Source organism: Microbacterium sp. NPDC087589 (genome assembly GCF_044743635.1).
GTDB lineage: Bacteria > Actinomycetota > Actinomycetes > Actinomycetales > Microbacteriaceae > Microbacterium.
The window spans coordinates 79,482-91,971 of record NZ_JBIUWV010000004.1 but is presented as its reverse complement, the minus strand read 5'-3'; the positions used below and the strand labels follow the sequence as shown (position 1 = coordinate 91,971).

At 69.7% G+C, this 12,490-nt stretch carries 12 protein-coding genes; 5 read left to right on the top strand and 7 right to left on the bottom strand.

The genetic code is table 11. The features are described from left to right. Positions 1-51: 51 nt before the first annotated feature. Positions 52-684: a zinc-binding alcohol dehydrogenase gene (locus ACIOU8_RS10665; protein WP_400789013.1), complete on the top strand. Its 633-nt coding sequence runs from the start codon at positions 52-54 to the stop codon at positions 682-684. Between the two features lie 24 nt (positions 685-708). On the opposite strand, the gene ACIOU8_RS10660 is transcribed toward ACIOU8_RS10665, so the two are convergent. Together ACIOU8_RS10660 and ACIOU8_RS10655 are read right to left on the bottom strand one after the other, a co-directional pair. After that, positions 709-1,023, bottom strand: a complete 315-nt coding sequence (locus ACIOU8_RS10660; RefSeq protein WP_400789010.1) for a potassium transporter Trk — start codon at positions 1,021-1,023, stop codon at positions 709-711. A gap of 97 nt (positions 1,024-1,120) precedes the next feature. Then, on the bottom strand, positions 1,121-1,492 hold the full coding sequence (locus tag ACIOU8_RS10655) for a sterol carrier family protein (protein WP_400789007.1): 372 nt from the start codon (positions 1,490-1,492) through the stop codon (positions 1,121-1,123). 93 nt (positions 1,493-1,585) lie between these two features. Between ACIOU8_RS10655 and ACIOU8_RS10650 the strand changes: the two genes are divergently transcribed. Beyond that, positions 1,586-2,266 (top strand): NUDIX hydrolase, encoded by a 681-nt coding sequence (locus ACIOU8_RS10650; RefSeq protein ID WP_400789005.1) that lies wholly within the window; start codon positions 1,586-1,588, stop codon positions 2,264-2,266. 47 nt (positions 2,267-2,313) lie between these two features. Next, entirely contained in the window at positions 2,314-3,591 is a 1,278-nt protein-coding gene (gene purD / locus ACIOU8_RS10645) for a phosphoribosylamine--glycine ligase (protein ID WP_400789002.1), read from the top strand. A 24-nt stretch (positions 3,592-3,615) separates the two neighbouring features. Here purD and ACIOU8_RS10640 read toward each other — a convergent pair whose 3' ends face one another. From ACIOU8_RS10640 to ACIOU8_RS10630, 3 genes are all read right to left on the bottom strand, one after another. After that, a complete protein-coding gene (locus tag ACIOU8_RS10640; RefSeq protein WP_400789000.1) occupies positions 3,616-4,146 on the bottom strand; it encodes a GNAT family N-acetyltransferase in 531 nt (176 codons plus the stop codon). 97 nt (positions 4,147-4,243) lie between these two features. Then, on the bottom strand, positions 4,244-5,821 hold the full coding sequence (locus tag ACIOU8_RS10635) for a DHA2 family efflux MFS transporter permease subunit (RefSeq protein ID WP_400788998.1): 1,578 nt from the start codon (positions 5,819-5,821) through the stop codon (positions 4,244-4,246). Continuing rightward, positions 5,818-6,444 carry a PadR family transcriptional regulator gene (locus tag ACIOU8_RS10630; protein WP_400788995.1) on the bottom strand — a complete coding sequence of 209 codons (627 nt, stop codon included), beginning with the start codon at positions 6,442-6,444 and terminating at the stop codon, positions 5,818-5,820. Before ACIOU8_RS10630 ends, ACIOU8_RS10635 begins: the two co-directional genes overlap by 4 nt. A gap of 105 nt (positions 6,445-6,549) precedes the next feature. On the opposite strand from ACIOU8_RS10630, the gene ACIOU8_RS10625 reads away from it, so the two are divergent. Beyond that, positions 6,550-7,428, top strand: a complete 879-nt coding sequence (locus ACIOU8_RS10625) for a phosphoribosylaminoimidazolesuccinocarboxamide synthase (RefSeq protein WP_400788993.1) — start codon at positions 6,550-6,552, stop codon at positions 7,426-7,428. Between the two features lie 250 nt (positions 7,429-7,678). After that, positions 7,679-9,034, top strand: a complete 1,356-nt coding sequence (locus ACIOU8_RS10620; protein ID WP_400788991.1) for a uracil-xanthine permease family protein — start codon at positions 7,679-7,681, stop codon at positions 9,032-9,034. A gap of 82 nt (positions 9,035-9,116) precedes the next feature. Here the strand turns inward: ACIOU8_RS10620 and ACIOU8_RS10615 are convergent, their stop codons facing one another. Continuing rightward, entirely contained in the window at positions 9,117-10,874 is a 1,758-nt protein-coding gene (locus tag ACIOU8_RS10615; RefSeq protein ID WP_400788988.1) for an acetyl/propionyl/methylcrotonyl-CoA carboxylase subunit alpha, read from the bottom strand. After that, positions 10,871-12,490, bottom strand: coding sequence for a carboxyltransferase domain-containing protein (locus tag ACIOU8_RS10610; protein WP_400788986.1), 1,620 nt, complete (start codon positions 12,488-12,490; stop codon positions 10,871-10,873). The genes ACIOU8_RS10615 and ACIOU8_RS10610 overlap by 4 nt, the downstream gene beginning before the upstream one ends.

Here is a 12,490-nt window from a genome sequence, read left to right as displayed (position 1 = left end):
ACCGCCCGGAGGGACCACCTCTCCCCGCCCTCGATCTCCTACGATGGGGCCATGGCCGACAAGCCGCAGTGGTTGATCCGCGAAGACGCGAGCGTTCCGGTGCTCGTCGCGCTCGCATTGCGCCAATCCCTCGGCATCCGGGCCCCGGAGGACCTCCCGAGCCTGCGCGATCTGCCCGTCAGAGCGCCGGATGCCGTCGAGGTGACACCCGAGCTCGAGAAGCAGTGGCGCGACTACTGGGACATGACGGTCGAACCCCGCGCGCACCCCTCCGGCGTGCCGCTCGAGCTCATCGAGGGCTTCGACACTCTCGTGGCCCTGCCTGCTACAGGTGCCGAGCAACTCGCCTCGGCGATCCCCCCGCATGCGGAATCGGCGATGCACTTCGCCCGGGTCGCGCACGATCGCTACGTCGCGTCGATCCGCAGCTCGATGGCGAGCCGGTCGGGCAACGGGAACATCGGCGGCGAGGCGTACCGGGCCTATGCGAGCGCGATCGCCGAGTTCGAGCGCGAGATCGGGCGGCGTGCGCATTCGTTCGAGCTCAACGTGCAGGTGCTGCCGTTCTCGCAGCGGGGGATCTGGTGGATCGGGGCCCTCACGGTCGCGGTGACCGACGGGCTGCGCCGCGACGTGGTGTCGTTCGACGCGGCGATCCGACCGATCATCGCAGAGCTGGCCTGACGGGGCCTGCTGCGCGCGAGCGGGTCAGTCGTTCTCGATGATGGTCTCGTGCTCGACCCTGACGACGTGATCGTGGCGGCGGGCGAGCCGCTCGAGGATCAGCGCGACGATGCTCGCGAGGGCGAAGCCGATCGGCACGGTCCACAGCAGCAGGAAGCCGAACACCTGTCCGGGCGGGTAGACGACGTTCGCCGCTTCGGAGGGTTCGAAGCTGCCCATCATCGTCAGGATGCCCGCGGCGATGATGCCGAGCACGACGCCGATGCCCATGAACACGCCGAAGCGCGGCACGCGGCGGACGGTCGCCTCGACCGTCTGGGGGGAATCGTGGGAGGACATGCACCCATTCTCCCACTGTTGCCTGTGGGAGGGGTGCCGGTCTGCCGAGCATCTCGGCGTCGCCGTGGTGCGGCCCCGGGCCGGCGCCTTCTACGGGTCAGGGACGCAGCGGCAGGACGTCCGACAGATCGGCACGTGTGCCCGAGGCGCTGACTCGGCCCGAGCCGGCGGCATCCGACCAGTGCTCCGCACCCGTGGCGACGGCGATCCAGGTGGCCGGGTCCATCTCGACGACGTTCGGCGGAGTGCCGCGCGTGTGCCGTGGGCCCTGGATCACCTGCACGGCGCCGAACGGCGGCACCCGCACCTCGACGCTGTTGCCCAGAGCCTTCTCGTCGAGCAGCTGCAGCAGGTAGCGCACGGCTGTCGCGAGATCGGTGCGCTGCGGCTTCTCTCCAGCCGCATCCGCCCCGCGCACCTCATCGAGCGCCGCGCGGCCGTCGATGATGTCGATCTTCCTGGAGGGCATGGGAACAGGGTACGCCGAGCCGGCTCGCTGCTTCGCTGGTGCACACCGGCTTCCGCCCCCCCCGATGCCCCGCGCAGGCATAAGCTCGAGGCGATGAGCCGGAATCCCGACACCCTGCACGGCGCGAGAGCCCAGTTGCTCGCCGCGACGCAGCGCAGTGAGGGCTGGACGAGGCCCCTGCCTCCGGTCGACGGCACCGCGCATGCGGCATCCGTGCTCGTGCTGTTCGGAAAGCTCGACAGCATCCCGGCGCAGAACGACGCCGCGACCATGGCCGCGGATCTCGACGTGCTGCTGCAGCGCCGAGCGGCCACGCTGTCGTCGCACCCCGGGCAGGTGTCGTTCCCGGGCGGCCGGGCCGAGGATGCCGATGCGGATGCCGTCGCCACAGCCCTGCGCGAGGCCGAGGAGGAGACCGGTCTCGACCCTGCGGGCGTCGAGGTCCTCGCCACTCTCGCCGAGATCCCGCTCGCCGCGAGCAACCACATGGTCACCCCCGTGCTCGGCTGGTGGCGTTCGCCGTCGCGTGTGGCGGCCGTGGATCACGCCGAGACGGTCGACGTGTTCCGTGTGCCCGTGGCGCAGCTGCTCGATCCCGCGACCCGATTCACCTCGACGATCCACCGCATGGGTCGCACCTGGAAGGGGCCCGCGTTCGATGTCGACGGCACGATCGTGTGGGGCTTCACGGCGATGGTGCTCGATGCGCTGTTCGACGCCGCCGGCTGGACCGTGCCCTGGGATGCCTCGGCGGAGCGCCCGGTCGAACTCTGAGGCGCAACCAGCCGAAACCCGCGCGCCCGCCTCGGTAGTCTGGACAGGTGAAGATTCTCGTCCTCGGTTCCGGTGCCCGTGAGCACGCGATCATCCTCGCTCTGCGAGCAGAGACCGCGGAGCACGAGATCGTCGTCGCCCCCGGCAACGCCGGAATCGCGCAGGACGCGACGCCGGTCACCCTCGACATGCTCGACGGCGCCGCGGTGACCTCATTCGCCAACGAGCACGCCGTCGACCTCGTTGTCGTCGGCCCCGAAGCACCGCTGGTCGCGGGTGTCGCCGACGTGCTGCGCGCGCACGGCATCCCCGTGTTCGGCCCCGGCAAGGCGGCGGCTCAACTCGAGGGCTCCAAGTCGTTCGCGAAGCGGATCATGGATGCCGCCGGCGTGCCGACCGGACGAGCGGTGCGCGCCACCACCCCCGCCGAGGTCGAGGCCGCGTTCGACGACCTCGGCGCCCCCCACGTGGTGAAAGCCGACGGGCTCGCCGCGGGAAAGGGCGTCATCGTGACCTCCGACCGTGCGGAAGCCCTCGCGCACGCCGAGCACTATCTGCCCTCCGGCCCCGTGCTCATCGAGGAGTTCCTCTCCGGCCCCGAGGTCTCGCTGTTCTTCCTGAGCGACGGCGACACCGTGCGCGCGCTCAGCCCTGCCCAGGACTTCAAGCGCGCGCTCGACGGCGACGAGGGCCCCAACACCGGCGGCATGGGCGCATACTCTCCGCTGCCGTGGCTGGCCGATCAGTTCGGCAGCGAACAGGCCTTCGTCGAAGAGGTCACGCGTGACGTCGCGCTGCCCGTGATCCGTCAGCTCGACGAAGAGGGCACCCCGTTCATCGGTCTGCTCTACGCGGGCCTCATCCTGACTCCCTTCGGTGTGCGCGTGATCGAGTTCAACGCCCGTTTCGGCGACCCCGAGACGCAGATCGTGCTTCCTCGCCTCGTGACGCCGCTGTCTGAGCTGCTGTTCGCCGCGGCATCCGGCACTCTCGAAGACCAGCCGGAGCCGGTCTTCAGCGACGATGTCGCCATCACGGTCGTCCTCGCCAGCGAGGGCTACCCCGAGGCTCCGCAGACCGGCCGCCCGATCGAGGGCCTCGCCGATGCGGCGGCCGTCGAGGGCGTGCGCCTCGTGCACGCTGCGACCGCCAGCCCCGATGCGCCCGGAGGCTCGCTGATCGCGACCGGTGGTCGTGTGCTGAACGTCGTCGCCGTGGCATCCGACTTCCGCACCGCTCGCGACCGGGCGTACGAGGCCATCGGCCGCATCACTCTCGAGGGCTCGCACTTCCGCACCGACATCGCCGCCCGCGTCGCGGAGTAAGCCCCGAGTCCCCGGCTCTCGCTGCTAGAGGGTGATCCAGTACCGGCGGAGCATGGCGTGACCACGCGCCGACTGGTCGCTGACGTCCTGCAGCACACCTCCGGCGCCCTCGATCGTGCGGTACGAGCCGACGTTGTCGTCGTCGCACGTGACGAGCACGCGCTCGAGTCCGATCTCGCGTGCCCGCTCGAGCCCGAGACGCAACGCCGCTGACGCGTATCCCTGACGACGACGCGACTCGCGCACCGAATAACCGATGTGTCCACCCGCCTCGCGGAGCCACTCGTTGAGATCGTGACGGAACGACAGGAACCCGACGACCTCGCCGTCGTCGACGATCCAGTAGAGGTCGTTGTGCACGGCATCCTCGGGCAGATCGGCCGCGGTGTCGGCGAGCAGCCTCGACTTCTCGATGAGGGCGTCGAGCGTCGCACCATCCGGGGTGACCGGCGCGTGCAGACCCGATCCGTCGACGTGCCCGTCACCGAATTCGGCGACGGCAGCCGCCCAGGAGTCGAACAGGTCGGTGGTGGGCCTCGTGAGCTCGATCGTCATCGCCCGATGAGATCACATCGAGGTTCCTGACCGCAAACCGGAGAGCCGGGCCATCCGCACGATGGTGCAGAAGACCCGGCTCGATGTCAGGGGTCGGTCAGGCGGCGGGAGCGGGTGCCTCCGCGGGCGCGGATGCCGCAGCATCCGCCTTGTCGTAGCGACCGAGGAAGAGCGACGCCACGAGGGCTATGACCATCACGCACGCCGGCAGCAGGATCGCCTGCGACATGCCCGCGGCGAAGCCCTCGGCGACCTGCGGCGGGAGTGATCCTCCGCCTTCGATCCCCGCGGGAGCGTCGGCGAGACCCGGCAGGTTCGCCTCGAGACGCGACTGCATGAACGCGGCGATGGATGCCGACCCGATGACCGATCCGATGGTGCGGGTCGTGTTGTAGATGCCCGCGCCCGCACCGGCCTGACGCGGCGGAAGCTTGCGGGTCGCGGTGGTCGCGAGCGGCCCCCACATGCCCGCGTTGCCGACGCCCATGAGCGCCGAGGGCAGCAGGAACATCCAGATCTCGGTGTCCATGTTGATCAGGGCCGAATACCAGACGAGCGCGACGACCACGCAGAGCAGACCCGGGATGAGGATGATCCGCGGGTCGATGCGGTCGAGCAGCTTGCCGGCGAACGGGGCCAGCACACCCGACAGCACGGCCATCGGGATCAGCAGCAGCGCGGCCTCGGTCGGGGTGAGCCCCCGCGCGGTCTGCAGGAAGAACATCATCGGCAGCGACATGCTCGTCACCGTGAACCCGACGGCGGCGATCGCGACGTTGGCACCCGAGAAGTTGCGGTCGCGGAACAGCGCGAGCGGCACCAGGGCCTCGCTGCGCGTGCGCGCCTGCTGCACGATGAACAGGGCGAGCACGACGAGGCCGGTGATGATCAGGCTCCAGACCGAGATCGGCCCCCAGATCACACCCCAGTCGAACTTCTCGCCTTCCTGAAGACCGAAGACGATGAGGAACAGCGCGACCGCGCTCAGGATGACGCCGAGGATGTCGAAGCGATGCGGACTCGTCTGCAGCTTGGGCACGAGGCGCCAGGCGAGCACGAACGCGACGATGCCGACGGGGATGTTCACGAAGAAGATCCACTCCCAGCCGAAGCCGTCGACGAGCAGGCCGCCCACGAGCGGTCCGACGAGAGTCGCGACACCGGCGGTGGCACCCCACAGGCCCATGGCCGCGCCTCGGCGCTCGGGCGGGAACGTGCGTGTGATGACCGCCATGGTCTGCGGTGTCATGAAGGCGGCGCCCAACCCCTGCACCGCGCGAGCGGCGATCAGCATCTCGAGCGAGTTCGACAGCCCGCACCAGAGCGACGCGAGAGTGAAGATGGCGAGGCCGATGAGGTAGATGTTCTTCGGGCCGAAGCGGTCGCCGAGGCGTCCGGTGATCAGCAGCGGCACGGCGTACGCGAGCAGGTAGGCGCTCGTCACCCACACCACATTGTCGAGGTTGTTGGTGGTCGGATCGAGGGCGGCCTTGATCGCCGGGTTCGCGACCGAGACGATCGTGGTGTCGACCAGGATCATGAAGAAGCCGATCACGAGCGCCCAGAGCGCGGGCCAGGGGCTCGCGGGTCGGTGCCCTGCGGCGAAGGTGCCGGTCGAGGGACCGGATGACGCGGATGCCGTGGGCTGGCCTCCGGTCGAGGGAGAGTCGGTCATTGCTGTGCAGCCTTTCGCTGAGCGAGGTAGCGGTCGGTGTTCTCGAAGCTCGTCGGTCCCCAGGGGAATGCCTCGGCTTCGAGACGTTCGAGGAGCGAGTCGAGCCAGCGCAGCTCGGCGTCGAGCAGCACCTCCTGGCGCTCGAACTCGACGAGCACCTGCTCGGGCGCGCCCGTTCGGCGAGCGCCGATCAGTCCGTCACGGTGCAGCGCGTGGGCTTCGGCGAGCGCGGAGCGGCGGGAGCGGAGACACTCGATGACGTCACCGCGCTCGAGGTTGTGCGCCTCGGCCAGGGCGATGCGGAACTCGGCCGGCCGGTCGATGACCGAGAGCTCCCGCAGCAGCCAGTCGACCAAGGCGTCTGTTCCGGCATCCGCGAGCGTGTAGGTGGTGCGCTCGGGTCGATTGCCCTCCCGGTCGATGCCCACCTCATCGATGAGCCCGGCTCGCTGGAGCCGGGCGACCGTGTGATAGAGCGTGCCATTCGTGATGGTGAGCAGTCGCTCATCGCGGCGAGCGCGCATCAGGCGCACCATCTCGTAAGGGTGCATGTCGCCCTCGCGCAACAGCGCGAGGATCATCACCCCCATCGGGGTCAGTCGCTCCATCAGGTGCTCCGACATGTGCTCCACCTCAAATAGTCCAGGTGGACTATAGGCTCCTCCAGCAAGAATCGGCAACGTATCGAGCGCGTTCGCGCTGCTGGGGCGAACCGGGATAATGGGCGGGTGAGCACACCTTCGGACAGCAACGCGCAGACCATCCCCGGCTGGCGCCACATCTACTCGGGCAAGGTCCGCGACCTGTACGCCTCGGATGACGCCGCCGACACCCGCATCCTCGTGGTCGCCTCCGACCGCGTGAGCGCCTTCGACTTCGTGCTGTCGCCGGGCATCCCCCAGAAGGGCGCACTGCTCACGCGTCTCAGCCGCTGGTGGTTCAGCCAGCTCGGCGACGTTCCGAACCACCTCGCCGAGGGCGATATCCCCGCAAGCGTCGCAGACCGCGCCATGCTCGCGCAGTCGCTCGAGATGCTGCCCGTCGAGTGCGTCGTGCGCGGCTACATCACCGGATCCGGCTGGGCCGAGTACACCGAGAGCGGCACCGTGTGCGGCATCCCGCTGCCTGCCGGCCTGCAGAACGGCGACCGGCTTCCCGAGCCGCTGTTCACCCCGGCCTACAAGGCGCCGATGGGCGAGCACGACGAGAACATCACCTTCGAGCAGACCGTCGAGCTCGTCGGCGCCGAGCGAGCGGCCGAGTTGCGCGACGTCTCGCTCTCGCTCTACACCCGTGCGGCGGCGATCGCCGAGGAGAAGGGCCTGATCCTCGCCGACACCAAGTTCGAGTTCGGCACGGATGGCGACGGCTCCCTGCACCTGGCCGACGAGGTGCTCACGAGCGACTCGTCGCGGTACTGGGATGCCGAGGCCTGGCGCACCGGTTCGACCCCGAGCGAACGCATGGCGAGCTTCGACAAGCAGATCGTGCGCGACTGGCTGGCCTCGAACTGGGACAAGCAGGGCGAACCGCCGACGCTTCCCGAGGACATCGTCGAGCGCACCGCCGCCCGCTATCGCGAGCTGATCGAGCGCCTCGGGGCCTGAGTCCCGCTCCCGGCTCCCCCGCTCCCGGCTCCCCCGCTCCCGGGCTCCCACGCCCCCAGACGCCTGGGGAGGAGAACTGCGCCTGGGGAGGAGAGATCCTCGAGAATTCTCCTCCCGAGGCGCAGAAGTCCGCCCGAGGAAGCACCCCACGGCACCCAGGGAACACTCAGGAATCGGTAGTGTTGCTCCAGCACTCCCACTCCCACTCCCCTCCCTCCCTCCCTCCCTCCCCCGATCCTGAGGAGCCCGCATGCCCCTGTGGAAGACCCACGGAAACGGCCGCACAGTCGAGCCCGGCGCCGTCGTCAAGCCCGAAGAGCGCCTGAACTGGCCGGCCACGATCGCGATCGGCGCCCAGCACGTCGTCGCGATGTTCGGTGCCACGTTCCTCGTGCCGACGCTGACAGGCTTCCCCGTCTCGACGACGCTGCTCTTCAGCGGTCTCGGCACCCTGATCTTCCTGCTGATCACCAAGAACCAGCTGCCCAGCTACCTCGGCTCATCGTTCGCCTTCATCGCGCCGATCACCGCCGCGGTCGCCGCCGGCGGCACAGGCTCGGCACTCGCGGGCGTGGTCGCCGTCGGCATCCTGTTGACCGTCGTCGGCCTGGTCGTGCAGTTCGCCGGCCTCCGCTGGGTCGACGCCCTCATGCCTCCGGTGGTCGCCGGAGCGATCGTCGCCCTGATCGGCTTCAACCTCGCCCCGACCGCATGGAACAACTTCCAGCTCGACCCGGTCACGGCGACCATCACGCTCGTCGCGATCATCCTGTTCGCGGTGCTGTTCCGCGGGTTCCTCGGACGCATCTCGATCTTCCTCGGCGTCGCGGTGGGCTTCATCTACGCGGCCTTCACCGGCTCTTTCGACGTGCCGAACGCGCTGCGCGGCGGCAAGACCCCTGCAGAGCTCATCGCCGACGCGCCCTGGGTCGGCCTGCCCGAGTTCCAGCTCCCCGACTTCATCGCCCCCGGCACCTGGTCGACCATCGCGATGTTCCTCCCCGTGGTGCTGGTGCTCGTCGCCGAGAACGTCGGCCACGTGCGCGGCGTCGCGACGATGACCGAAGACCCCGCCATCAACAAGCACACAGGTCGCGCCCTGATCGCCGACGGCGTCGCCACGACCATCGCCGGCGGCTTCGGCGGATCCGGCACCACGACCTATGGCGAGAACATCGGCGTCATGGCCGCGACCCGCGTCTACTCGACCGCGGTCTACTGGGTCGCCGGTCTCTTCGCGATCCTGCTCGCTTTCTCGCCGAAGGTCGGCGAGGTCTTCAACTCGATCCCCGCCGGCGTGCTCGGCGGTGCGACGACCGCGCTCTACGGTCTGATCGGCATCATCGGCATCAAGATCTGGGTCGACAGCAGGGTCGACTTCTCGCGCCCGGTCAACCAGTACACCGCAGCTGTGTCGCTCGTGATCGGCATCGCCGGCTTCTCGATGCAGCTCGGTGACTTCGCGTTCGGCGGCATCGTGCTCGGCACGGTCGCGGCACTGCTGATCTATCACGTGGGCAACGCGATCGCCCGCGCGCGCAAGACCGGAGCCGACGACCCGAGGCCTCTCGAGGCCGTTGGTCCGCTGGGCGGCGACCCCGCCTAGTCACGCACCACTCACGAACGCGAAGATCCCGGATGCTGCCGCTGCGGCATCCGGGATCTTCGCGTTCGGTGGCGGGCGGGGCTCAGGCGATGACGGCGAGAACCGCGTCGGGCGCGATCGACTGAGAGAGCTCGACCCGGTGCGACAGGATGCCGGCACGATGAGCTGCGACCGTGGTCTCCATCTTCATCGCGTCGAGCACGGCCACCGGATCGCCCTCCGCGACGCTCGCACCGTCGTCGGCGAGCCAGCGCACGAGCGTGCCCGGCGCCGGCGAGCGCAGCTCGGTCGGATCGGATGCCGCCGGCGCGCCCGCAGCAGCCGCCGGACCGGCCATACCGCCCAGACCGCCCAGACCGCTGAGACCACCGAGACCACCGAGACCGGCGAGCAGACCGACCGGCAGCCCGAGCACGACGCGGCGTCCGTCGATCTCGACGGGGAAGCGCTCGAGATCGGCATCCGGAGCGGGGGCGGGCCGCAGCTGCGGCTCCAGGCGCGGCAGCAACGTGCGCTCTATCCACTGCGTGTGCACCGCGAAGGTCTCGGTGGCGAAGGCCTCGTCATCGAGCGCGAGCAGATCGAACGGGATGACGGTCGCCGGGCCCTCCACCTCGAGTTCGCGCAGCGCCCGTCGAGCCCGCGCGAGCGCCGCATCACGGCTGTCGGCGTGCACGATGAGCTTCGCGATCATCGAGTCGAAAGCAGGCTGTACGACGTCGCCCGCTTCGATCCCGCTGTCCCATCGCACTCCTGGGCCGCCCGGGATACGCAGCGATGTGACATGGCCGGGGCTCGGCAGGAAGCCACGTCCCGGGTCTTCCGCGTTGATGCGGAACTCGATGGCGTGCCCTGTCGGCGTCGGGGTCTCGGTGAACGAGATGCCCTCTCCGAAGGCGATGCGGAACTGCTCCCGCACCAGATCGGTGCCGGTGACCGCCTCGGTGACGGGGTGCTCCACCTGCAGACGCGTGTTCACTTCGAGGAACGAGATCGTGCCGTCTGCGGCGAGGAGGAACTCCACGGTTCCCGCACCGCGGTACTGCACCTCGGCGCAGATCGCCCTGGCCGCATCGTGGAACCGCGCGCGCTGATCGTTCGACAACCCCGGCGCCGGCGCCTCCTCGATGAGCTTCTGGTTGCGTCGCTGCATCGAGCAGTCGCGGTCGCCGACCACCACGATGCCGCCGAGCCCGTCGCCGAGCACCTGCACCTCGATGTGACGCGGGCTCTCGAGGAACCGCTCGACGAAGCACTCTCCGCGGCCGAACGCGGCGACGGCCTCACGGGTCGCGGCATCGAAGGCCTCGGCGACCTCGGAGAGCTCCCGCACCACCTTCAGGCCTCGTCCGCCACCGCCGAATGCCGCCTTGATGGCGATCGGCAGTCCGTGCTGCTCAGCGAAGGCCACGGCCTCTGCGGGGCCGGCCAGCGGCTGATCGGTGCCTGCCGCCAACGGTGCTCCGACGCGCTGTGCGATCCGGCGAGCGGTCATCTTGTCGCCGAGAGCGTCGATGCTGTCGGGCGAGGGTCCGATCCAGATGAGGCCGGCACCCTCGACGACTCGAGCGAACTCCGCGCTCTCCGAGAGGAATCCGTATCCGGGGTGCACGGCATCCGCCCCGCTCCTCCGCGCCGCGTCGAGCAGCGCATCGATGGAGAGGTAGGTCGTGGCAGCCGTGTCTCCCCCGAGGCCCAGCGCCTCGTCGGCGAGTCGCACGTGCAGGGCATCGGCATCCTGGTCGGCGTAGACCGCGATCGACGTGTACCCGGCTTCGGCGCAGGCACGGATGACGCGCACCGCGATCTCTCCACGGTTCGCGATCAGCACCTTGGTCATGAGGTCTCCTTGACGATGAAACGAACTCGCACTCCGGGCGGCAGCTGGCCGGCGAGGTCGAGGCTGCGATCGGTGAGGGCACCGATGATCGGATATCCGCCGGTGAGCGGGTGATCGGGCAGGAACAGCACGGGCTGGCCGTCCGGAGGCACCTGGATCGCGCCGGTCACCGCCCCTTCGCTGGGCAATTCTCCGCCGATCGACCGCTTCAGCGGCACGGCGCCATCGAGTCTGATGCCGACCCGATCCGAGCGCGGCGTCACGGTCCACTCCTGGCCGGTGAGGCCCGCGAGGGCTGCGGGCGTGAACCAGTCGTCACGCGGACCGAGGGTGACCTCGAGCTCGACGAGGTCACCGGGAGCAGGGAGCGTCCTCGGCACGGTTTCGGGTTCGACGGGATGCGGTGCCGAGTCGCCCACACGCAGCACGTCGCCCGCGGCCAGCGGAGCCGGTCCGAGACCGGCGAGGGTGTCGCTCGCGTGGCTGTGCAGCGCTGGTTCTGCGGCGACACCGCCGCGGACGGCGATGACATAGCGCAGCCCGCTGGCGGGGTGTCCGAGGGTGAGCTCGTCGCCGTCGACGGTCGCGAAGGGCACGCCGTGCGCGGGCCGACGAGCCACGCCGCCGGCATCTATCAGTTCGAGAGAGCCGACCGCACCCGCGACAGCGGCGACCCCCGCACCGCGGAAGCGCAGCACCACACCCCCGACGCTCTCGAGCACAGCGGCGCCGGGCGCATTGCCCACCGCACGGTTCGCCTCGTGCATCGCGCGACGATCGGCGACTCCTGACGCCGAGACGCCGAGCGCCGCGAAACCGGGGCGACCGGCATCCTGCACCAGGAGCTGCAGCGACGGACGCACGATCTCGACCTGGGTCCCGATCTCGATCTGGGTCGCGATCGCGACCTGTGCGGGAGAACCCGGATCCGGCGCGCCTGCGGCGGCGTGTCGATCGGTGACACGCCGAGCGTCGGCGCGATCGTCTGCGTCCTCCGACATCACGACCTGCTCACGCACGCTCTCGAACCGCACGGTGGTGCCCGGCGACAGCAGCGCTGGCGGGTCGCGGTCGATGTCCCACATCAGGGCATCCGTGCGTCCGATGAGCTGCCATCCGCCCGGACTCTCACGCGGGTAGACCCCGGTGAACTGTCCGGCGAGCGCCACAGACCCCGCGGGTACCCGGGTGCGGGGCGACGAGCGGCGCGGCACGTCGAACAGCGGATCGCTGCTCACCACGTAGCCGAAACCGGGAGCGAAGCCCGAGAACGCGACGTTCCAGTCGGCAGCGAGGTGGCGATTCACGAGTTCTGCCGCCGACACGCCCAGCAGGGATGCCGCCTCGCCGAGGTCCTCGCCGTCGTATCGCACCGGCACCGTGACCTCGCCGGTGGCGGGCAGGTGGGCGGTGTCGATCTCGGTCGCTGCGAGCACGTCGGCCAGGTCGGCGGCCGAGATGACGAGCGGGTCGAAGCGCACGAGCACGGTGCGCGCGCCGGGGATGCGCTCGACGACGCCGTCGACTTCGCTCCAGGCGAGGTTCAGGCGCATGGCCTCGTCGAGGTCGGCCGCCTCGACGAGAAGCGCGTGATCGGATGCGGTGAGGATGCGCAT

Excerpts from the sequence above, each read along its gene's own strand:
- ACIOU8_RS10665 (WP_400789013.1), top strand. The coding sequence starts at position 52 with ATGGCCGACAAGCCGCAGTGGTTGATCCGCGAAGACGCGAGCGTTCCG.
- ACIOU8_RS10660 (WP_400789010.1), bottom strand. The coding sequence starts at position 1,023 with ATGTCCTCCCACGATTCCCCCCAGACGGTCGAGGCGACCGTCCGCCGC.
- ACIOU8_RS10655 (WP_400789007.1), bottom strand. The coding sequence starts at position 1,492 with ATGCCCTCCAGGAAGATCGACATCATCGACGGCCGCGCGGCGCTCGAT.
- ACIOU8_RS10650 (WP_400789005.1), top strand. The coding sequence starts at position 1,586 with ATGAGCCGGAATCCCGACACCCTGCACGGCGCGAGAGCCCAGTTGCTC.
- ACIOU8_RS10640 (WP_400789000.1), bottom strand. The coding sequence starts at position 4,146 with ATGACGATCGAGCTCACGAGGCCCACCACCGACCTGTTCGACTCCTGG.
- ACIOU8_RS10635 (WP_400788998.1), bottom strand. The coding sequence starts at position 5,821 with ATGACCGACTCTCCCTCGACCGGAGGCCAGCCCACGGCATCCGCGTCA.
- ACIOU8_RS10630 (WP_400788995.1), bottom strand. The coding sequence starts at position 6,444 with ATGTCGGAGCACCTGATGGAGCGACTGACCCCGATGGGGGTGATGATC.
- ACIOU8_RS10620 (WP_400788991.1), top strand. The coding sequence starts at position 7,679 with ATGCCCCTGTGGAAGACCCACGGAAACGGCCGCACAGTCGAGCCCGGC.
- ACIOU8_RS10615 (WP_400788988.1), bottom strand. The coding sequence starts at position 10,874 with ATGACCAAGGTGCTGATCGCGAACCGTGGAGAGATCGCGGTGCGCGTC.
- ACIOU8_RS10610 (WP_400788986.1), bottom strand. The coding sequence starts at position 12,490 with ATGCGCATCCTCACCGCATCCGATCACGCGCTTCTCGTCGAGGCGGCC.